The sequence below is a fragment of the Caballeronia sp. Lep1P3 genome, assembly GCF_022879595.1.
Lineage (GTDB): Bacteria > Pseudomonadota > Gammaproteobacteria > Burkholderiales > Burkholderiaceae > Caballeronia.
Window position 1 is genome coordinate 545267 of record NZ_CP084267.1, and the last position, 21354, is coordinate 566620.

The 21354-nt window shown below is 61.6% G+C and carries 18 protein-coding genes and 1 pseudogene; 12 read left to right on the forward strand and 7 right to left on the reverse strand.

Going from position 1 to position 21354, the window contains the following annotated elements; genetic code table 11:
• Positions 1 to 6 precede the first annotated feature (6 nt).
• The 5 genes and pseudogenes from LDZ27_RS23085 to LDZ27_RS23110 form a co-directional block, all read right to left on the reverse strand.
• Positions 7 to 1275 (reverse strand): hypothetical protein, encoded by a 1269-nt coding sequence (locus tag LDZ27_RS23085; protein ID WP_244817438.1) that lies wholly within the window; start codon positions 1273 to 1275, stop codon positions 7 to 9.
• Positions 1276 to 1630: 355 nt separating this feature from the next.
• Positions 1631 to 3802, reverse strand: coding sequence for a hybrid sensor histidine kinase/response regulator (locus tag LDZ27_RS23090; protein ID WP_244817439.1), 2172 nt, complete (start codon positions 3800 to 3802; stop codon positions 1631 to 1633).
• A 484-nt stretch (positions 3803 to 4286) separates the two neighbouring features.
• Positions 4287 to 5669, reverse strand: a pseudogene (locus tag LDZ27_RS23095) (IS5 family transposase); the annotation flags it as partial.
• Between the two features lie 395 nt (positions 5670 to 6064).
• Positions 6065 to 6613: an SDR family NAD(P)-dependent oxidoreductase gene (locus LDZ27_RS29095; RefSeq protein ID WP_370653461.1), complete on the reverse strand. Its 549-nt coding sequence runs from the start codon at positions 6611 to 6613 to the stop codon at positions 6065 to 6067.
• Positions 6520 to 6960, reverse strand: coding sequence for a LysR family transcriptional regulator (locus LDZ27_RS23110; protein ID WP_244817440.1), 441 nt, complete (start codon positions 6958 to 6960; stop codon positions 6520 to 6522). The genes LDZ27_RS29095 and LDZ27_RS23110 overlap by 94 nt, the downstream gene beginning before the upstream one ends.
• A 263-nt stretch (positions 6961 to 7223) precedes the next feature.
• On the opposite strand from LDZ27_RS23110, the gene LDZ27_RS23115 reads away from it, so the two are divergent.
• The 12 genes from LDZ27_RS23115 to LDZ27_RS23170 all read left to right on the forward strand — a co-directional run bounded on the left by LDZ27_RS23115 (position 7224) and on the right by LDZ27_RS23170 (position 19048).
• On the forward strand, positions 7224 to 7901 hold the full coding sequence (locus LDZ27_RS23115) for a GntR family transcriptional regulator (RefSeq protein WP_244817441.1): 678 nt from the start codon (positions 7224 to 7226) through the stop codon (positions 7899 to 7901).
• 215 nt (positions 7902 to 8116) lie between these two features.
• Complete coding sequence (locus LDZ27_RS23120; RefSeq protein ID WP_244817442.1) at positions 8117 to 8989, forward strand: alpha/beta fold hydrolase; 873 nt, start codon at positions 8117 to 8119, stop codon at positions 8987 to 8989.
• Positions 8982 to 9938 carry a flavin reductase gene (locus tag LDZ27_RS23125; protein ID WP_244817443.1) on the forward strand — a complete coding sequence of 319 codons (957 nt, stop codon included), beginning with the start codon at positions 8982 to 8984 and terminating at the stop codon, positions 9936 to 9938. Before LDZ27_RS23120 ends, LDZ27_RS23125 begins: the two co-directional genes overlap by 8 nt.
• A gap of 17 nt (positions 9939 to 9955) precedes the next feature.
• Positions 9956 to 10270, forward strand: a complete 315-nt coding sequence (locus tag LDZ27_RS23130; RefSeq protein WP_244817444.1) for an NIPSNAP family protein — start codon at positions 9956 to 9958, stop codon at positions 10268 to 10270.
• A gap of 68 nt (positions 10271 to 10338) precedes the next feature.
• Positions 10339 to 11367, forward strand: a complete 1029-nt coding sequence (locus LDZ27_RS23135) for an ABC transporter substrate-binding protein (RefSeq protein WP_244817445.1) — start codon at positions 10339 to 10341, stop codon at positions 11365 to 11367.
• Positions 11368 to 11418: 51 nt separating this feature from the next.
• Entirely contained in the window at positions 11419 to 12300 is an 882-nt protein-coding gene (locus LDZ27_RS23140; RefSeq protein WP_244817446.1) for an ABC transporter permease, read from the forward strand.
• Position 12301: 1 nt separating this feature from the next.
• Entirely contained in the window at positions 12302 to 13105 is an 804-nt protein-coding gene (locus LDZ27_RS23145; protein ID WP_244817447.1) for an ABC transporter permease, read from the forward strand.
• Between the two features lie 10 nt (positions 13106 to 13115).
• Positions 13116 to 14204, forward strand: coding sequence for an ABC transporter ATP-binding protein (locus LDZ27_RS23150; RefSeq protein WP_244817448.1), 1089 nt, complete (start codon positions 13116 to 13118; stop codon positions 14202 to 14204).
• A gap of 3 nt (positions 14205 to 14207) precedes the next feature.
• The gene (locus LDZ27_RS23155) at positions 14208 to 14915 is read left to right on the forward strand and encodes a GntR family transcriptional regulator (RefSeq protein WP_244817449.1); all 708 of its coding nucleotides are present in this window, start codon (positions 14208 to 14210) and stop codon (positions 14913 to 14915) included.
• 129 nt (positions 14916 to 15044) lie between these two features.
• On the forward strand, positions 15045 to 16163 hold the full coding sequence (locus tag LDZ27_RS23160; RefSeq protein WP_244818020.1) for a porin: 1119 nt from the start codon (positions 15045 to 15047) through the stop codon (positions 16161 to 16163).
• Positions 16164 to 16232: 69 nt separating this feature from the next.
• Positions 16233 to 17699 carry an NAD-dependent succinate-semialdehyde dehydrogenase gene (locus tag LDZ27_RS23165; RefSeq protein WP_244817450.1) on the forward strand — a complete coding sequence of 489 codons (1467 nt, stop codon included), beginning with the start codon at positions 16233 to 16235 and terminating at the stop codon, positions 17697 to 17699.
• A gap of 20 nt (positions 17700 to 17719) precedes the next feature.
• Positions 17720 to 19048 (forward strand): aromatic acid/H+ symport family MFS transporter, encoded by a 1329-nt coding sequence (locus LDZ27_RS23170; RefSeq protein ID WP_244817451.1) that lies wholly within the window; start codon positions 17720 to 17722, stop codon positions 19046 to 19048.
• A 9-nt stretch (positions 19049 to 19057) separates the two neighbouring features.
• On the opposite strand, the gene LDZ27_RS23175 is transcribed toward LDZ27_RS23170, so the two are convergent.
• Both LDZ27_RS23175 and LDZ27_RS23180 read right to left on the reverse strand, forming a co-directional pair.
• Positions 19058 to 19786 carry a glutamine amidotransferase gene (locus LDZ27_RS23175; RefSeq protein ID WP_244817452.1) on the reverse strand — a complete coding sequence of 243 codons (729 nt, stop codon included), beginning with the start codon at positions 19784 to 19786 and terminating at the stop codon, positions 19058 to 19060.
• Positions 19787 to 19865: 79 nt separating this feature from the next.
• Complete coding sequence (locus LDZ27_RS23180; protein WP_244817453.1) at positions 19866 to 21278, reverse strand: cytosine permease; 1413 nt, start codon at positions 21276 to 21278, stop codon at positions 19866 to 19868.
• Positions 21279 to 21354: the final 76 nt, after the last annotated feature.

Genomic DNA, 21354 nt, shown 5'->3' on the forward strand with positions numbered 1-21354 from the left:
TGAGTTTCATGAGTAGTGCGCCGTCGGCGGCGTCGGTCGCCGGTCTACTCTTCCGAACCGGGCCTTCGTCAGAATCAACGCGAGGGCGAGCAGGACCACTTTGTCGTACCAGAAGAAGGCACCGTTGAATTGCATCGATAAAAGAAGGAGGCAGACCTCGGGGGCGCTACAGCGCAGAAGCAAAATCAATAGAACGATCGTGCCTCCTACTGCGCCATACTGCAGAAAGATGTTGATGAGCGCGTTGTCGCTTGCGCCGCGTTCGATCCGCGCGCCGGGAATGAGATCGGCCGGTACCACTTTACCCAGAGACTCCGACGGCAGGCCGAACACATAACCTTGCGCGAGCGTCTCGCCTGCTGCGCTGAGCGGTTGTGTCAGCCGGGAGCGCGACGAACTGTCCGAACCGTCCGAGATGTCGTTCCACCTGTTGCTCATGAACACGAACGCCACACTCAGAAAGAGAAAAGTGACGAGGACCACCAGGAGTGTCCTCAACGGAGACTGCTTGTTCAGGACGAGAAACATGACCACGAGAGCAAGAATGCCGCTAGCGGTCTGAGCCATCAGGACCGTCGCCATCGCGGCGCTCATGAACGCAATCATCTCGCGCCGGCTGTCCGCCAAAAGTTTGTGACCGACAAACACCAGACATACCACGACGAAGCCCAAATAGGACGGCTCCGCGAAGGTCGCGCACGGACGCATCACAATACGGATGCCGTGAAGTTTCTCGAAGTCCAGCCAACATGCCGACGACGTCCAGCAATCGGTCGAGTTGATGGTCGCGGGGTAGTACATCGATGGAACGAAGAACCGTCCGGTGCGATCGAGTTGCAGGTCGATCGTCTGCAATGTCGTCATGACGAGCAGCGCGATCATGAGCACCCAAAGTCCCCATTTGATCGCGGTCTTGTTGCCATCGGTAAAGTCGAACCTGACTCGTTTCAGACTCACTATCATGAAGAAACACGCCGCCTCCCGCAACGACCGATACAGGCCATCGAGATGAAACTCGTCAGGCATGAATAAATGAGGGAGGATCATCACGCTCGCGCCGATGATCGCCAGCGCGAACCACAACGCATTCAGTTTTCGGATAGCGGTCAGGACCGCTAATACGAAACATGCTCCTGCCACCGAGAGGTGGGACGTGTAGCCGAATTGGATCGCGAGCACGCACGCGACCGTTGCAGTCACCACGATCAGACTGAGTGGCTTCACGCGGCGTTCCAGAGACGGCGCGGTTCCGACAGGTGCGGCCAGATGGCTCATAGGTCAGCAGAGGTTTGTGCTACCTGCGACGGTTCGATCTTCGGACAAGGTCATTCGACTATTTTTTGTAGACCTTTGGTGAGGAGAGCGAGTTGGCCCGTCCGAAAATGCCATGAGCTTGTCCGGCGATACGCCTTGCGGAGGCAATCTTCAGGCAGGGGTCGCAACACGCAAGCCTACGCAACCAGCGTTGAGAAGCTCGAGGTCGTGCCGGATTCGCGAACATAACGGACGCCAATGATCGCGTAGTGTTCTCGTCCTCGAGGGCGACCGGTCAAGCGCACGCGATGTGGAACGCATCCGAGCTCGGTGAACTCGCCATGGAATACGGCCATGCAAAGCCCGCGTCGGCTCGTTATGTGCGCATGCAATCCTTCACCAACGATTTCAGTTCGTTGATGTCGAACGGCTTTGCGAGGATGACGACACCGGCCATCGATGCACGCGTTAATTCCTGCGCGTATCCGGTCATTAAAGCGATTGTCTGATCTGGCCAACGGTGCCGGACACTCTCAGCCAGATCCAGTCCATCGAGCTTGCCAGGCATTTGAACGTCCGATAACACGAGATCGAAGCGATGTCCGTTCTCAAACAGGGCGATCGCGCTGTCCGCCGTTAGTTCATGGCGGACGTTGCAACCGAAAACGTCGAGGACCGCAGCAATGCCGTCCGCGACGCTCTGGTTGTCCTCAACAAGCAATACGGTTATCCCTTGCGCGATGACATCGGTCGCCTGCTCCGGCACCGGTTCGACTGCTGGTTCTTCGCAACGCTCGCCATGTGCAAGACGTGGCAGATAGAGGCTGACTGTCGTGCCGCCGCCAGGCGTGCTCTCTATCCGCGCGGTGCCGCCTGCCTGCTCGCACGTTGTCATGACTTGAGCAAGGCCGAGCCCGGTGCCAGCCCCCTTCGCCTTCGTTGTGAAAAGCGGTTCGAATGCGCGTCGTGCGACTGCATCGGACATGCCGCTACCGGTGTCGGTAAAGCGGACGCGCGCGTACTCACCGGGAGCCAACGCGGACTCACTGTCTGGGAGGCTGATCACATCGCATCGTATCGTGAGCGTTCCTCCGTCCGGCATAGCGTCTTTTGCATTAACGGAAAGATTGATGACAGCAGCCTCCAACTCGACTGGGTCGACCATCACGCTGCCGGTCTCCTCGGCCATCTGAATATCGACCGTGACGTGCTCGCCCACCGAGGTCTCGATCATGTCATGCAATGAGTTGAGCCAGTCGCACACATCGACGCATTCCAGTTTCACGGGCTGCTTTCGCGCGACGCTCATTAAACGACGGGCGAGTCCTTGCGCACCTTTCGCAGCTTGCTGCACGGCCAGGACTTCTTTTTCGAGGTTCATGTAGCGCTTGCGTCGCGCGAGTTCCATGTTCGCGTTCACGACCATCAGCAGGTTATTGAAATCATGCGCGACGTTGGCCACTAGATTGCCAAGCGCCCCCATGCGGCGCAGTTGCCGATTGGATGTTTCGGCCGACACGCGTCTGCTGACTTCGCTATGCCAGTTCTGCCAGGCACGTTCCTCTTCCTGCAGCCTGCGCAGTGACACCCACAGCAGTATCCATACAACGATGCATGGCACGAGCATGATCGCCGCAATCGCACCGAGATTGGCGCGCCAACTCGCTGCGAGAGACGACGTTTCGATACCCGCTATGACATACAGCGGATAGCCCGCGACGCGTCGGTAGGCGAGGACCCGCTTAAGCCCGTCGACCGGCGATAAGGAAAGCAGATGGCCAAAGCGCGGATTGTTACTTATCGCCTGCGGCACCCCCGATATACTCACTGGTGCGCTCTTGTCAGTGACCGTATCGGGGAATCGGACCAGCGTCTTTCCATCCGCTCGATAGAGCCCGATGAGGACAGCCGGGTCATTACCTGTCAGCGCGTGATAGAACTCCAGGAAGTACTGCTGTCGCAATGAGATCGATAAGACACCAAGGGACCGGCCTTCGGAGTCAACCCAGGACGTGCTGACGGCGAACACGTTTTCGGAATGGACTATCCCGGGCTGTGGTAAAGAAATATGAGGCTGTCTGCCAGGTTCCGAAGCAGCTTCGAGCGTCTCTGTACCGCTGATCGATGCCGCCGGAACTGGATAGAACCGGCTGTCGGCAAGCAGTGCCCCCGTTGCAGTGAATACCGAGGCGCTGGCAATCTGCGGGAAGTGCCCAACGATCGCGTTGAGCGATTGATGCATTGTCGGTTCGAGACGGCTAATCCACTCGGGCTTCTGTTCGCCCACGAGTTCCGCCATCCGCGCGAGAATCTCGGCATTGAGTTCTTGCACAGTGGCAGCCTGTTCCTCCGCAACTAACGTGAGGCGATCGACGTCATTGAAAGCATCCGTGAGGCGTCGGTGATAGTCGAACCAGGCGTACCCGCCAATGAAGAGTAGCGGCCCTAGTAAAGATATTATGGCGAGCAGAACGACAATCGAACGGGTCGCCGAGAAATCTCGATGCGGCGGGGGCAGCTCCAACGGAATGTCGTCTGTTTCGTCCATTGCGAGGTTCCGTTGTAAGGCCGCCAAGTCCTGGCTGCTGTGGCGCGTTGGTGCGGCGTGAAAGTATGCGACCGCTATGCTAAGAATATAGAGCTATATCTAAGCTGTCGCCAAGAAAGGGCCGGAAAGTCGGAGGCGGCATTGCACTGCCCGATGCTCGGGGCGGGCATCGGCGCAAACGAGCGATCAGCGTGGAAGGGGAGCATTGTTTTCGCATAGCCGTGCTTGTGCGGTGATGCAGGCGCGGTGCGACGACACGCGGAAGACGCGACCGAAAGCAAGAGCACGGTGCGTAGTAAGGCTCAGATCGCCGATTGCATATCAAAGCTGCGTCCGGTTTCGACGCGTTATTTAGTCTCACCTGCAAAATTCGATCTCGCTCGCGCGTGCTCCCGAGTGGTCGATCGGGGCGCAGTCCCACCTTTCCATCTCGGACGGTCGCGCGGGGCGCGAACAAGGCTTCGGGCGAGTCTTTGAACCAGCAGCGCAGCCACGCAAGAACAAAAAATATGGGCGCAAGCCCCAGGCGGACGATGGCGCGCAACAGCCAGCGCAAGTTGTAGCCCGCCGCGCACAACACTGCGTGTAACGCGTCGCCGATTTGCCCTTTTAGCCAGCAACGCCGCATGCCGTGCTCCTGTTTTACGTGCCCGATGATCGGCTCGATCGCTTGGCGGCGCTTTAACCACTTTCGCTGCGTACTGCTTAGCGCCTTGTGTTTACCTCGATGAATCAGCTGCACCGGCGCAACATCGGCATCCACACCGCGAAATCCGAGGTCGGCCAGCACGATCTTCGGCGTCGGCGTGCCCGGCAAATCCTGCAGCAAGATGTTCGTTTGTTCAAGTTGCGCGGCCAGCGTGTGCCCGTCGTAAGGGTTGCCTGCAAACGAGCGCGCACCGACGATCAGACCCTGCTTCTCCGTGATCGCGAGACTGACTTTGACACCGAATTCGTAGGGCTGGCGGGCCTTGCCTTTGGATATGCATTCCACTTCTGGCGCGTGAAGCGCGTAGAGTTTGTGCTTGTCCTTCGCACGCTGACGGCAGATACGCCAGGCGCGCTCCAGCCAGATTCGCAAGGATGCCTGTTGCTCAGCGGATGCACCCGATAATTTGCGTTCGATGTCACGCAGCAATCGTCCGAGTATCGTGCGCTGACGCTTGAGCACCCGGCGCAGACGCTTGAACTGTTTGGCATGCGCATAGCCGCCTGCCCGGCGACGCAACTGTTTCCCCTCGCGCTGGTAGGTCTGCTTGAGCGTCAGTCCGGCGCGTTGGGCGAGCCTTGCGAGTTTTCCTCGTGCAACCTCCAGCAAGCGGCTGTCAGTCGGGTAGGCAATTGCTTTCTCCTGGACCGTCGTATCGACAATCACGCGCTCGAACTCGGCCGGCCTTACGGCTTTCATTTGCACGGCCGCCGCAATTGTTGTCGCGAGCATCTCCTCGACGCCGGCTTCGCCCAGCGCCTGCCGAAAGCGCACGAGGTTGGTCGGATCGCATGGCAGGCGCGGCTGGAAATAGTCCTCGCCGCAGAAGTACTGGAAGTACACGTCTTGTGCCCAGCGCTCGCAAACCGACTCATCACTTTCGTTGTATGCGTGCTTCAGGTAGAGCAGTCCGACCATCAGCCGGGTCGACAGGCGCGGACGTCCGGCAGCGCTATGGCCCGCGCCCGCCAGCTTGGGCGCCGTGCCGAACAGATCAACCTCTGCGCTCAGCCGGCCTTCGCGAGCACGCCGCTCGAAGATCGGTGTCAACGTCGCTTCTATCGACGTCCAGGGCATTCGGTTAGCCAGTACGGCCAGCGGGTGCCGCAAATCGATCATTGCATCCAGGCGGCTGCGGAAGAAATCCGGTGTGCTCATCGGCGCTTCTCACTCCCAGAACATAGGCCAATTCCATATTGGAACTGGGAGTTCCGCAACCCTCTGTTTGCACCTATTACCACGCAGCGCCTGGCTTCACGGCATTCTGCAAGACCGACTATTTACACGGGTATCTGCGTAAGCCGTGGACAAATAGGCATGGCGTGGGATGCCGCCCGGATATGATCCCCGCGACTCCCGATCGCGCGCAATGGACTTCGCGAGGTTGCTTTGCCCGTTGAACGTTATGTTGGAGTTGAATCTCTTTCCTGCGACTGCCTGATTCGCGGCGCGCGACTTGCTTCGCGGGGTTGCCGTCGAGTACTAACCACAACCAGCGACAACGCGTGCGCACGTTGCGACATGCTCTCAGGCGTTGGCACCGCCGTCGACGGTTAACGTCGCGCCCGTGATGCAATTCGCGCTGGCGCTCGCGAGGAAACCACAGCTTGCGCAATGTCCTCGCCTTTTTCATAGTCGCCGGTGGCCGTCAGTGCTTCCAGTGTCGGCCCGAATGGACCTTCGACAGGATTCATGTCCGTATCGATGGAGCCGGGCTGCAACAGATTCGCTGTGACGCCTTGCGTGCCGAGTTCTCTCGCCAGCCCTTCTGCGAACGCAACGAGCGCGGACTTGGATGCGCAGTGACACCTAGCATCGATGCGGGCACACGGTCGGCGAAACAGCTGCCGATCGAGACGATGCGTCCGCCACGGCGAAAGGTACGGGCTATTGAAGACGACGCACGCATGCTTGACGAGATCGTCGGGCTTGGATGGCAGCGCAATGCCGGCGAGAAAGCGCGGACTCGCGCACACGATCAGGCGCAGCGAACCGCTGCGCGTGGCGATCAGATTGCTGTCCGGCAACTCGCCGATACGCACGGCGGGATCGGCGTGCGTATCGATGAGGTCGACGTTTGGGCCAGAGAGAAGCAGCCGCACTGTGATGTCCGGACATTGGGCCAGGAACTGATTGATGACCGCAAGACATGTAGACGGCCAAGCTGCACGGGCGCGGCGACGACCCGTTCGCCGCGCGCGGTGGCGAATTCACCGGTGGCTTCGTGCTCCTGTTCGCGCACCGTGGCGAGCATGCGCCTCGCCGCCGCGACATAGGCGGTACCGGTGTCGGTCAGCGTGAGCTTGCGGGTGGTTTGTATGAGCAGGCGAGTGCCGAGCAGCGCTTCAACATCGGCGACCTTGCGAGTCAGCGTGCTTACCGGCGTTTTGAGCTGCCGAGCTGGCGCCGACAAGCTGCCTTCGTCGACGGCGATCACCAGCATTTCCATGGCTTCGAGTCGGTCCACCGCGTTGGCTCGCGTGAAAGGCGAGCCGTTATCGTAGGGAAAGTGCCCGGATCATCTCGTGACGCTCATAGCGCCACGCTGCAGGCACATTCTTCGCCGCTGAACGGCAAAGCGCCAACCAGTCGAAACGATGCAGACATCCCATTTGCGAAGCGCATTCCACTCGCTCGACGACACAGCCTTACGATTAGGCAATAATATGGCATTCCAATTGCAATCCGTTGTCTCCAAGAGCGAACGCCTCGATGTCCGATCTCAAAGTCGATAGAAATGCCAAGACCCTTCGCGAATTGACGCTCGAAAAGCTCCGCGAAGCCATCGTCCAGGGATACTTCCGCCCCGGCGCGCGGCTCGTGGAGCGAACCTTGTGCGACGAACTGGGTGTAAGCCGCACGGTGGTGCGCGAAGTCCTGCGCCATCTGGAGACCGAAGGTCTCGTGGAGACCGTCGCGCGTCAGGGGCCGATCGTCGCGCGGCTCGACCCCGCGCAGGTCGCCGAGATTTACGAATTGCGCGGCCTGCTGGAAGCCAACGCCGCCCGCGCCTGTGCGCAGAACGCGACGCCCGAGGTCATCGAGAATCTTCGTGGAATCCGGCGAAAGATTGAAACCGCATTCGAATCCGGCGACTTCGCTGCGGTTCTGGCGCAAACCGAAGCGTTCTACGACGCGCTCTTCGAAGGCGCCGGCAAATCCGTTTCGTTGTCCGTCGTGCGGACGTTGAACACGCGAATCAACCGGCTGCGGGCTTTGACGATTTCATCGGCGGGGCGCGGCGTCGAATCCAATCAGGAGATGAACACGCTGCTGCGAGCCATCGAACGCGGGGACGGCGAAGCGGCCTATGACGCATCGACCGCTCATATCCGGCGTGTGTCGGAGCTGGCGCAGGAAGCGCTCGGGAGACTCGCCGAACCGCACTAATTGTCCCGCCAACGTTACGCAGAACCGCCTTCGGGCGGTTTTTTTTTGGCCGTCGAAAGCCCAGCCCGTGCCTGTGCACGATTATGGTATTCCATAATACCGAGTCGATGGGCGTGTCCGTAATATGGCATACCATCATCTCGTCGATTAGCCGTCGGAGCGTCCATGAAGGTAGCCGCGCGCAAGCAGGACCATTACAGGAAGGGGGCCGCCGTATGAAGCCGGAAGCGAGCCACCTTTCGTCCGACGGTATGGCGGGAAGCACGCGCTACAGCCTTTATGAAGCGCGCGCCGGTCACCGCGCGTCGACCGTCGTGCTCGTTCATGGCGTCGGCATGAATCGCACCGTCTGGGCGCCTCAAATCGACGCGCTGACGGCCCGCTTTCAGGTACTGACCTACGACATGCTGGGCCACGGCGATAGCGCCATTCCGGGCGCCGATCCGATGCTCGCCGACTACGCGACGCAACTCGCGACGTTGCTGGATGCGTTGAACATCGCCCGCGCGCATGTCGTCGGGCATTCGATGGGCGCGCTCGTCGCACTCGAATTCGCGCTGACGTATCCGGCGCGCACGCTGAGCGTCGCGGCCCTTAACGCCGTCTATGACCGCACGCCCGAGCAGCGCGCGGCGGTGATGGATCGCGCCTCGACGCTCGATGCAAGCGCGACCGCTGCCGGCGTGGATGGGACCATCGCGCGATGGTTCGGCGAGCCGGTGCCGGCGCATCTCGAAGCCGCCGCGCGCGACCTGCGTGCGCTGCTCGTCGGCGTGAATCCGGTCGGCTACGCGCGGACGTATCGCCTGTTCGCCAGTTCCGACGACGCGCATGTCGGCCGTCTCGAATCGCTCGACGTGCCCGCGCTCTTTTTGACCGGCGAAGCCGATCCGAACTCGACGCCGTCGATGTCCGAGGCAATGGCGTCGGCGACGCCCAAGGGCCGCGCCGAGATCATCGCGGGCGCGCGCCACATGATGAACGTCACCGATCCCGACCGCGTCAACGAGCGGCTTCTCGCGTTCCTGACCGAGGCCATCGGCGAGCCATCCACTCAGCAAGCACGCACAGGAGCACGTCATGACTGACACGATCAAAGAGCACGCGCTGGACGCCGCGGAATTTCGTCGCGCACTCGGCGCATTCGTGACCGGCGTGACGGTCGTCACGACCATTCAGCCGGACGGCTCGCCGCGCGGCTTCACCGCAAACTCATTCACGTCGGTATCGCTTGATCCGCCGCTGATCCTCGTGTGCATCGCCAAGACGGCGTCGAGTCATGCGGTCTTTTCCACGACCGACCATTTCGCGGTGAGCGTGCTGGCAGAGAACCAGAAGGCGGTGTCCGGCGTGTTCGCATCGAAGATGGCCGACAAGTTCGCGCAGGTCGACTGGCATACGCGCGCCACCGGCGCACCGCTGATGAAGGGCGCCGCCGCGAGCTTCGACTGCAAGACGCACGATGTCGTCGATGCGGGCGACCACATCATCCTGATCGGCCGCGTCATCGACTTCACGCACACGACGTCGTCACCGCTCGGCTACTGCCGTGGCGCCTACGTCAATTTCAGCTTGTCGCAGGAGGCGCTCGCGGCGACGGGTTCGCACGCGAAAGTCGGTGCGATCCTCGAACTGGACGACGGCATCGTGCTGCTCGATACGCCGAACGGTCTCGAGCTACCAGCCGGTATTCGGCTGGAGCCGTCGAGCGATGCGAACAGTCTGCGCGGCGTGCTCGCTTCGCTCGGTCTCGATGCGCATCTCGACTTCCTCTTCGCCGTCTTCGAAGAAGGCACGCGGCACGCGCCGGGCGTTCACGTCTATTACCGCGGACGCGTGAGCAGCGACGGCCTCGCGCCGCGCTCGGCCCGCGTGCGCGTCGTCCCCTTGAGCGGGATGCCGTGGGACCGCATCCGCGACGACGCCGTGCGCGCCATGTTGCAACGCTATGTGCGCGAGCGCAGCGAGGACGCCTTCGGCATCTACGTAGGCGATACCGCTTCGGGCAAGGTCCAGTCGCTCGCACCCTCTCACTAAATCACGAGACCTGACGCATGTTCTACGAAATCCGTACTTATCGAATCAGGACGGGCGCGGTCCCGGCTTATCTCAAGCTCGTCGCGGAAGAAGGCATCGAGTTGCAGAAGAAGTATCTGAAGGACCTCGTCGGCTACTTCTATTCGGAGATCGGCCCGCAGAACCAGATCGTGCATATCTGGGCGTATCCGTCGCTCGACGAACGTGACCGCCGACGCACCGCGCTCGCCAACGATCCCGCGTGGCAAGCCTTCGCGCCGAAGATTCAGGCGCTCATGGAAGAGATGGAAAACAAGATCATGCGACCGACGAGCTTCTCGCCGCTCGCGTGACGACGCATAAACACGCACCAGACCGCTGACAACGGCGGCTTCACACACTCATCAGGCAGGAGACAGCAATGAATTCGACGAAGAGCCTTATCGCGGCTTCGATCATCGCGGCATGCGCTTACGGTTATGGCGCGGTGGCGCATGCGGCCGAGCCGATCGTCTTCACGAGCTGGGGCGGCACGACGCAGTCTTCGCAGCAGAAGGACTGGGCGCAGCCGTTCTCGCAGGCCAACGGCATCAACGTGCTGATGGACGGCCCGACCGACTACGGCAAGCTCAAGGCGATGGTGGAAAGCGGCAACGTCACATGGGACGTTGTGGATGTCGAAGGCGACTTCGCCTATGCGGCGCAGAAGGCGGGGCTTGTCGAGCCGATCGACTACAACGTGGTCAAGAAAGACGAACTCGATCCACGCTTTGCGACGCCCGCTTCGGTAGGGAGTTTCTATTACTCGTTTGTCCTCGGCTACAACAAGGGCAAGTACGCAAGCGCGCAGCCGCAAAACTGGAGCGATTTGTTCGACACGAAGAAGTACCCCGGCAAGCGCACGCTCTATAAATGGTCCGCGCCCGGCGTACTCGAAATTGCGTTGCTCGCGGATGGCGTGCCTGCCGACAAGCTCTATCCGCTCGACCTGGATCGCGCATTCAAGAAGCTCGACACCATCAAGAGCGACATCGTGTGGTGGAGCGGCGGCGCGCAATCGCAGCAATTGCTCGCCTCGGGCGAAGCGCCGATGGGCGTGTTCTGGAATGGCCGCCTGCATGCGCTCGCGCAAACCGGCGTGCCGGTCGGCATCTCGTGGAATCAGAACCTGACCGCGGCGGACATGCTGGTCGTGCCGAAAGGCTCGAAGCACAAAGCCGAAGCGATGAAGTTCCTCGCTTACGCGACGAGTGCGCAAGCGCAGGCCAAGTTCGCCACGAACACCAACTACGCGCCGATCAACGTGAAGTCGCCCGCATTGATGCCCGCGGATGTCGCAAAGCAATTGCCCGATCAATACAAGAGCTCGCAGATCAATCTGGACATGAAGTACTGGGCCGACAATCGCGACGCCATCGCGAAGCGCTGGTACGCGTGGCAGTCGAAGTAAGCCGCCGCACTGACCGTTGAATCCCGGGGAACACAGCCTGTTGGAGTCATCATGCCGAACGTCCTGAGTACCGTTGCACCTCCTGCCGCGAAAGCGCGGCGAAAGCCGGATTGGCGCAGCATGCGTCTTCTCGCGCCCGCGCTGCTGTTGCTCGCGATCTTCTTCGTTGTGCCCGTGCTGTCACTCCTTTTGCGCAGCATCATGGAGCCGACGCCGGGGCTGCAGAACTACGCGGAGCTGCTCGGCTCGACGACGTATCTCAAGGTCTTCGGCAACACGTTCCTCGTCGCGACGGTGGTGACGGCAGCGACCGTGCTGATCGGCTTTCCGACTGCGTGGCTGCTCGCCATCGCGCCGCGCAGGATCAGCTCGCTGCTGTTCTCCATCCTGCTTCTGTCGATGTGGACGAATCTGCTCGCACGCACTTTCGCGTGGATGGTGCTGTTGCAATCGACCGGGCCGATCAATCGCGCGCTGATGGCGTTGCACATCATCAACGAGCCACTCGCGTTGGTGAACAACCTCGTCGGCGTGACCATCGGCATGACTTACATCATGCTGCCGTTTCTCGTGATGCCGCTGCACGCGACGTTGCGCAGCATCGATGCATCGACATTGCGCGCGGCCGCCGTGTGCGGTGCGAGCCGCTGGCAAGCGTTCTGGCGCGTGCTGGTGCCGCTCGCGGCGCCAGGCGTCGCATCGGGTGCGCTGATGGTCTTCGTGATGGCGCTCGGTTACTTCGTGACGCCCGCGCTGCTCGGCGGACCGTCATACATGATGCTCGCGGAACTCATCGCGCAGCTCGTGCAGGGAGTGCTCAACTGGGGTCTTGCAGGCGCGGCTGCGTTCGTTCTGCTCGCGGTCACGCTCGGACTGTTCACGCTGCAGTTGCGCTTTACCGGCGGCGCGCGTGCAAGCATGGGAGGACGCTGACATGTTGCTCGATTTCGATCGTCTAGGTTCGCTGAAGTGGATGCTGATCGCGATTGGCTGCGCCGTAGGGCTTTTTCTGCTGCTGCCGATTCTCTTTATCGTCGCGCTGTCGTTCGGCGACTCGCAATGGCTCATCTTTCCCGCGCCTGGCTGGACGCTGGAGTGGTATCGCCAGTTGTTCACGGACTCCGGCTGGGTGGATTCGCTCCTCACGAGCGCCAAGCTCGCGGTGATCGTCACCGTCTTGTCGGTGCTGCTCGGACTGTTCGCCTCGCTTGCGCTCACGCGCGGCAAGTTTCGCGGGCGCAACGCGGTGCAGGCGTTCTTTCTGACGCCGATGGTCCTGCCCGTGGTCGTGCTGGCGGTCGCACTGTATGCGTTCAGCTTGCGCGTGGGACTCAATGGCACGACGACCGGCTTCGTCATCGGCCATCTCATCATCGCGTTGCCGTTCTCGATCATCGCCATCAGCAATTCGCTCTCGACGTTCGATACGGCGCTCGAAGACGCGGCGATGATCTGCGGTGCATCGCCGCTGATGGTCAAGCTGCGCGTCACCTTGCCCGCGATTCATCACGGGCTGTTCGCGGCGGCGATCTTCTCCTTCCTCGCATCGTGGGACGAAGTCGTCGTGTCCATCTTCATGTCCAGCCCGACGTTGCAGACCTTGCCGGTGCGTATCTGGTCGACGCTGCGCCAGGACCTGACGCCCGTCGTCGCCGCGGCTTCGTCGCTGCTCGTCGCGCTGACGACGTTTTTGATGCTGGCAGCCGCCGTGCTGCGCCGTCCCCGTTCCGTGAATTGAGGTAGCCGTCATGACATCCGCATTCCTGCAAATCCAGCGCCTGCGCAAGACCTACGATCAGGTCGTCGCCATCGACAATGTCTCGCTCGAAATCAAGCGAGGCGAGTTCATGACTTTTCTCGGGCCGTCGGGTTCCGGGAAGAGCACCACGTTGTATATCGTCGCGGGCTTTCAGGAGCCGACCGAAGGACGCGTGCTACTCGACGGCAAGCCGCTGCTGTCCGTTGCGCCCAACAAGCGCAACATCGGAATGGTGTTCCAGCGCTACACGCTGTTCCCGCATCTGACGGTGGGCGAAAACGTGGCGTTTCCGCTGCGTGTGCGTCGCAGGCCGGAGGCCGAAGTCAGGCAGAAGGTCGAGAAGATGCTCGCGCTCGTGCATCTGTCGGAGTTTCGCGACCGCATGCCCGCGCAGATGTCCGGTGGACAGCAGCAGCGCGTCGCGATCGCGCGCGCGCTCGCTTACGATCCACCGGTCTTGTTGATGGACGAACCGCTCTCCGCGCTCGACAAGAAGCTGCGCGAAGAGATTCAGCTCGAATTGCGCCGTATTCATCAGGAGACGGGCGTGACGATTCTCTATGTCACGCACGATCAGGAAGAGGCACTGCGGTTGTCGGATCGCATCGCGGTGTTCAACAAGGGGCGCATCGAACAATGCGGCACGGGCGAGGAGTTGTATGCGAATCCGGCATCGAAGTTCGTGGCGAATTTCATCGGCAATTCCAACTTCCTTCCGGTTCGCGTGACGACGAGCAACGCCGGGCAATCGACCGGTGTGTTTCCGAATGGCCATGCCGTCGCCACTACCGGCAGCTCCGCGCTCTGTGCAGGCGATGACGGCGCCTTGATGGTGCGTCCGGAACAGATGCGCATCCGCCCGCTCGGTGTATCGAACGGATCGGCCGGATTGCCGGTTACGGTGCGCGACATCACGTATCTCGGCGACGCGATGCACTATGCGGTCCAGACGCCGTGGCAGCAGGAGATTTCGATTCGCATGCCCGCGGGCGATCATCGCGACAGCGGGCTTGCGATCGGAACCGAGGCGCTGGTCGATTGGGATGCACGCGATGTCAGACTCTTTGCACAGGCCTGATGTATGCGCGAGACGTTGCCTTCCCTGAAAGTCGAACGCCCGACCGTCACGCTGCGCGAGCTTGCACTGCAGAAGATGCGCACTGCGATCCTCGATGCGCGCTTCTTGCCCGGCGATCGTCTCGTCGAGCGCGCGCTCTGCGAAGAACTCGGCGTGAGCCGTACCGTCGTGCGTGAGGTGTTGCGTCATCTGGAAACGGAAGGGCTCATTCAGTCTCTGCCGAACCAGGGTCCGATCGTCGCGATCCTCGACATGGAATCCGCCGCCGAAATCTACGATATCCGTGCGCTCCTCGAAGGAGAAGCGGCGATGGCGTGCGCGCGGCTCGCCGATGAGAGTGTGGTCGCGGCGCTCGCCGAGTGCATCGAGCAGATTCAGACCGCTTTCGACGCACGCGATCACCACGAAGTGCGCGACCTCACCACGGCGTTCTATGAGCGCATGTTTCGGGGCGGACAACGATGTGTCGCGTGGGAAGTGGTTCAGTCGCTGACCGCGCGTATCAATCGCCTGAGAGCGTTGACGATCGCCTCCGACGATCGTGGCCGGCAAGCGGTCGAGGAGATGCGTCGAATTCTCGCCGCGATACGCGCGAAAGAACCTGTAGAGGCGCGCGATGCCGCTCGCGCGCATGTCGAACGCGTGGCGGAGATCGCGCAGAGACTGCTGGGCGAAGGACATGAGCACGCACTGCAAAAGCGCGCCGGATAAAAATCTAGCCATTCCGAAGGCCGTTCCGTTTCAGAAGCGTTTTCCAATACCGAACCATAAACATCCAGCGGGTCTGGAGGAGAAAGCATGGCTAAAGGTTTCGTCAAGGCACACGTCGCATGCGCATTGATGGGCGGCGCATTGCTCGCGGCAAACGCACACGCGCAGTCGTCGGTGACGTTGTATGGCGTCATCGACGAAGGTATCGACTATGTGAACAACAGCGGCGGGCACGCGCTCTGGCGCATGCGCGACGGCACGTATGACGGCGTGTACGGCAGCCGCTGGGGCCTGAAGGGAAGCGAGGACCTGGGCGGTGGATTGAGCGCGATCTTCAAGCTCGAAGCGGGCTTCAGCACGGAGAACGGACAAAGCCGGCAAGGTGGGCGCTTCTTCGGGCGACAGGCGTATGTGGGTCTTTCGGATGCGCGTTTCGGCACCGTTACGCTCGGCCGTCAATACGATTCCGTCGTCGATTATCTGCAGCCACTGACCGCGCCTGGACAACTCGCCGGGCCGCTGATTCATGCAGGCGATATCGACAATACCGACAACTCGTTTCGCGTCGACAATTCAGTGAAATACGCGAGCCCGAAAATCGGCGGCCTGACGTTTGGCGGACTGTATTCGTTCACCAATACAAATGCGACAGGACGCGGCACCACGGGCCTGTGGAGCGTCGGCGTGAACTATGCGTTCGGTCCGGTGAACGTCGCGGGCGCATACCTGTATGCGAAGAACCCGGCGCTCTTGCTGTCCGATGGAAACTATATCGGCAACACGACAGGCGCGGCCATCGGCGCGTCCGGACCGTTCAGCTATGTCGGCAATCCGGGCAACGAGCAGATCTTCGGCGCGGCCATCAACTATGCGCTCGGCAAGGCGACGCTCGGCATCGATTACACCGACACGAAGTTCAACGACGCGAACGGCACCAACGGCACCGTGCGCTTCGACAACTACGAAGCGTGGGGACGCTACAACCTGACGCCAGCGTGGTATGTCGGCGCACAGTACGTCTACACGCACGGCAATATCGGCTATAGCCAGGCCATTCCGATCTATCACCAGGTCGGTCTCACCACGGCCTATGCGCTTTCGAAGCGCACGTCGCTCTACGCGATGGGCGTCTGGCAAAAGGCGGCCGGCGCGGCCGCGAACGCCGACATATTCGATGGCGCGATCGCGTCTGCGTCGACCAATAACCATCAGCTCATGGGACGCGTCGGCATCTATCACCTCTTCTGATTCGCTTCGTCATACGCGCCGTGGCTCGCTTTCACAGCGGGCCTTCCGGCGCTTTCTCACAGTAAAGGAATGATCGTGGAACTCAAATCCATGCTGAAGGACGCATCGCTGCTTCGCCACGAGGCTTTTATCGGCGGGCAGTGGTGTGCGGCTGATTCAGGCGCGAGCTTCGACGTGTTCGACCCGGCGACGGGCCGCTCGCTCGGCCACGTGCCGAAGATGGGCGAAGCCGAAACGCTGCGCGCCATCGACGCCGCCAACGCAGCGTGGCCCGCGTGGCGCGCGAAGACGGCCAAGGAGCGCGCGATCCTGCTGCGCCGCTGGTACGAGTTGATGCTCGAACATGCGGACGATCTCGCGTTGATCCTGACGGCGGAGCAGGGCAAGCCCATCGCCGAAGCGAAGGGCGAGATTACGTATGCGGCGTCATTCATCGAATGGTTCGCGGAAGAAGGCAAGCGCGTCGCCGGCGATACGCTCGCCACGCCCGCCGCCGACAAGCGCATCGTCGTGGTGAAGGAACCGATCGGCGTGTGCGCCGCGATCACGCCGTGGAATTTCCCGGCCGCGATGATCACGCGCAAGGTCGGCCCCGCGCTTGCCGCCGGTTGCCCGATCGTCGTGAAGCCGGCCGAATCCACGCCGTTTTCCGCGCTTGCGATGGCCGTGCTCGCCGAGCGCGCCGGCATTCCGGCAGGCGTGCTCAACGTCCTGACGGGCGATCCCAAGGCCATCGGCGGCGCGATCACCAGCAGCCCGATCGTTCGCAAGCTGTCGTTCACCGGATCGACGGGCGTGGGCCGCCTGCTCATGGCGCAGAGCGCGCCGACGGTCAAGAAAGTCACGCTGGAGTTGGGCGGCAATGCGCCGTTCATCGTGTTCGACGACGCCGATCTCGACGCTGCGGTCGAAGGCGCGATCGCATCGAAATATCGCAACAACGGGCAGACGTGCGTGTGCACGAATCGCTTCTATGTGCACGAACGCGTGTACGACGCATTCGCGCGCAAGCTGGCCGTTGCCGTCGGCAAGCTGAAGGTCGGGCATGGCACCGAGGCGGGCGTGACGCTCGGGCCGCTCATCGACGATGCCGCCGTGAGAAAGGTCGAAGCGCATATCGCGGATGCGGTGGGCAAGGGCGCCGGCGTGGTCGCGGGCGGCAAGCGTCACGCGCTGGGACACGGCTTCTTCGAGCCGACCGTGCTCGTGAACGCGACCGTCGATATGTGCGTCGCGAAAGAGGAGACGTTCGGCCCGCTCGCGCCGCTGTTCCGCTTCTCGAGCGATGAAGAAGTCGTGCGCCTCGCCAACGACACCGAGTTCGGTCTCGCCGCGTATTTCTATAGCCGCGATATCGGGCGCATCTGGCGCGTGGCCGAGCAACTGGAATACGGCATGGTCGGCATCAACACAGGCGCGATCTCGAACGAAGTCGCGCCGTTCGGCGGCGTGAAGCAGTCGGGGCTGGGACGCGAAGGATCGCACTACGGCATCGACGACTATCTCGTCATCAAGTATCTCTGCATGGCTGTTTGAATCGAGAAGAGAGGACCGATATGGACACGTCGTCGTTCAACACTGCCGAAGCTCGTGCGTCGATGGCGCGCTCGCGCATACCGTCACGGGTTACATTGCGCATCGTCGCGATTTGCCTTTTGATGATCTTCGCGGAAGGCTACGACGTGGCCATTTACGGCGCCGTGCTGCCGATGCTCACGCACGGCACCGACTGGTCGCTCTCGCCGCTGCAACTCGGCGCGATAGCGAGTTGTTCGCTCGCCGGCATGATGATCGGCGCGATGGGCGCGGGAACGATGAGCGACATCGTCGGCAGACGTTCGATGCTGCTCGGCAGCGCGAGCCTCTTCTCGCTGATGATGGCCGCCGCCGCGCTCGCCCCAACGCCGACATGGTTCGTCATCGCGCGCGTGATCGGCGGGCTCGGGCTTGGCGGCGTCGTGCCGACGGCGGCGGCATTGACCGTCGAATACTCGCCCGAGAACCGGCGTTCGTTCAACTACGCGCTGATCTACACCGGCTATTCGATCGGCGGCATCGCGGTTGCGCTGCTCGCGATCGCGTGGCTGCCTTCGCATGGATGGCGAGGGATGTTCTGGCTCGGCGCGATGCCGCTCGCCCTCATGCCGCTGGTCGCGCGCTACTTGCCGGAATCGATCGATTTTCTCGTCGCGAAAGGACGTATCGATGAAGCTCGCTCGGTCGCGCGACGGCTCGGCATTCACTTGCCTTCGAACGCATGCGACGCGCGTGACGTGCCGCGCGATGGACGCGCCGCGCCGGTTCGCGCGCTCTTCGATGCGTCGTCCATTCGCGCGACAGTCGCGTTCTGGATCGCCATGTTCATGGGTCTGCTATTGCTTTACGGCCTGAGCACGTGGCTGCCGCAATTGATGCGAAAGGCCGGCTTTCCGCTGGGATCGAGCCTGGCGCTGCTCGCCGTGCTGAACCTCACGGCGGCGTTCGGATCGCTCGCCGGTGGCGCGATCGCGGACCGGTTCGGCTCGAAGCCGGTCGTCGGCACGCTGTACGTGCTGGCGGCGGCAAGCCTCTGCGCATTGCCGTTTACGCACGAACTCGCCGGAATCTACGTACTGGTCGGTATCGCGGGCGTCGGCACGATAGGCAACACGATGCTACTCGGCGCGTATATCACGCGCTACTATCCGCCGGCGAGCCGGGCGACCGGAATCGGCTGGGCGCTCGGCGTGGGGCGCTTCGGCGCGATCGCCGGTCCGCTGATCGGCGGATTGATGGTGCAGTTCGATGCGCCGTTGACATGGAACTTCTATGTCTTCGCGATTGCGGGTGTTCTGGCTGCGTGTGTGCTCGCGCTGGTGCCGAAGAGCGCCAGCGAGCCGCAGTGACGTAAGCCTTTACGAGCCGCGCAAAGCGGCGGACTCGACGAAGCGCGTGAGCAAGTCGCGCGCTTCCTGCGTGTCCCGCAAATTGCCGATCAATTCATCGACGTTCAACCCTTCTTCCGATAACGCGTCGGCGCGCCGGCGGATGCATGCCTCGGTGATGCCCGGCGTGAACTCTGGATGGAACTGCGTCGATACGGCGTTCGGCCCGTAACGCACGATCTGATACGCATCGTGGGCCGACGACGCGAGCACTTGCGCGTGAGGCGGCAGTTTCACGATCGATTGCTCGTGCATCAGGTGGGCTTCGAACGTCTGCGGGCTGCCGGCGAGTAGCGCGTCATTCGCGGCTTCGGATGAGAGACGTATCCGCTGGCATCCGACCTCTCGTCCTCGCGGATGGTAGTCGACACGTCCCCCGAGCGCATGAGCCATGAGTTGGTGGCCATAACATACGCCGAACATCGACACGCCGACTGTCATCGCCTCACGAATCCATTGAGCCGTCGCTTCGCTCCACGCAAGTCTGTCCGTGACCATCGACCATGAGCCGGTGATCACAGCAATCTGATTCGACTGAGGCCGTGGCAATGCCTCGCCCTCGAAGACGCGAACGACCCGCATCGTTTCCGATTCACTACCCAGCACGCGCCTGAACCAAAGAGGAAAATCGCCGTGCGATGACCGGATGTCTGCAGGCGGGGTGCCGGTTTGTATGAGCAGAAGGGAAGGCGAAGTCATCGTTCAATGGAGTTGATAAAACGAAAACGCGGTAGCCGTGCGATGCACGGCTACCGCATAGAGACGATCAGCTTGCCGCTTATTTCGTGACTTGAGCGCCTGCAGGCGCACTGTGATGCGAACGAAGATCGCGCTTTGTTGCGAACACGTAGTAGACGAGCGCCGTGGTGACGAGGCCGATCATCCACGACACATCGGCGCCGCCCGCGATATGCGCGAGTGGCCCGTGAAAGAAACTCTCTTCCATGAACGGCACCTGAACGACGATGCCGACGACATAGATGAAAATCGCCTTCGCGTTGAACCGGCCATACGCGCCTCGCGTGCTGCCGATTATCTCCGACACCTGATAGTGCCGGTCATTGATCAGATAGAAGTCGACGAGATTGATCGCGATCCACGGCGCGAGCACGATACGCATCGCGAAGACGGCGGTGAGGAAGATCGAAAGGAAGTTGCTCGACGCCCACAGCGCGGTCATCGTCGATGCCAGTAACAGCACCGCCGATACGCCGATCCGCACGCCCCGGCCCGGCACCCACTTCGGACGGAATGTCTGCGCGGCCGTAATGAACGAGAGCACCGCGCCGTAGAGGTTCATCCCGTTGTGGCCGATGATGTTCACGAGAAAGAGAAAAATCAGCACGTAGCCGAACATGCCTGTCTGGGTCTGAACCGCGTCCATCGCATCGGTGCCTTGACTCGTGCTGACGGCCAGCACGCCGAAGATAAACGCGAAAATGGTGCCGAGCGACGTGCCGAAGTACGTGAAGGCGAACGTCCTCGCGAAGCCGGTCGATTTCGGCAGATAGCGCGAATAATCGGACGTATAGGGTGCGAAGCTGATCTGCCAGACCGCGCACAGGCCGAACATCGCGAACCAGTTCGACAACTCGAAGTGTCCGCGCTGAAGCATCTGCGCGTCGAGCCCCGGCAGCATCAGTGCAATGCCGATCATGAGCGCGATGCCCATGAACCACGCGCCCACCTTGTTGAAGCGGTGAATGAAGTTATAGCCGATCACGCCGATGAGCGTGGCGAGGATCGCGCCCAGAATGGTCCCGACCGAAGCGGGTATCGCGGGCGCTGCCGTATGAAGCGTCTTGCCCGCAAGAATGATGTTCGATACGAAGAAGCCGAGGTAAATGACGGTCGTGAATCCGACGACGAGCAACGAGCCGTATCGACCGAACTGGGCACGGCTCTGGATCATCTGCGGCACGCCGACGAGCGGCCCTTGCGCGGACGTCAGCGCATGAAAGAGCGCGCCGAAGAACTGCCCGGCCAGGATCGCGAGAATCGCGCTCACGAAGTCGAGCTTGAAAACCAGCACCGACGTCGCGCCGGAAATCACCGCCAGCGGTGCGACGTTCGTGCAGAACCAGAGGGTAAATAGATCACTCGGCTTGCCATGCCGATGTTCGGCTCCGACGTACTCGATCGAATTGCTCTCGATCGCCAGAACGCTGTTGTCGTTTGCTGCATCCTTCATGGTGTCTCCATCTCCAGCTTATGGGGCCGGCTACGCCATGTCACTGACGAGGCGCAGCCGGATCGGCGAGAAGCCG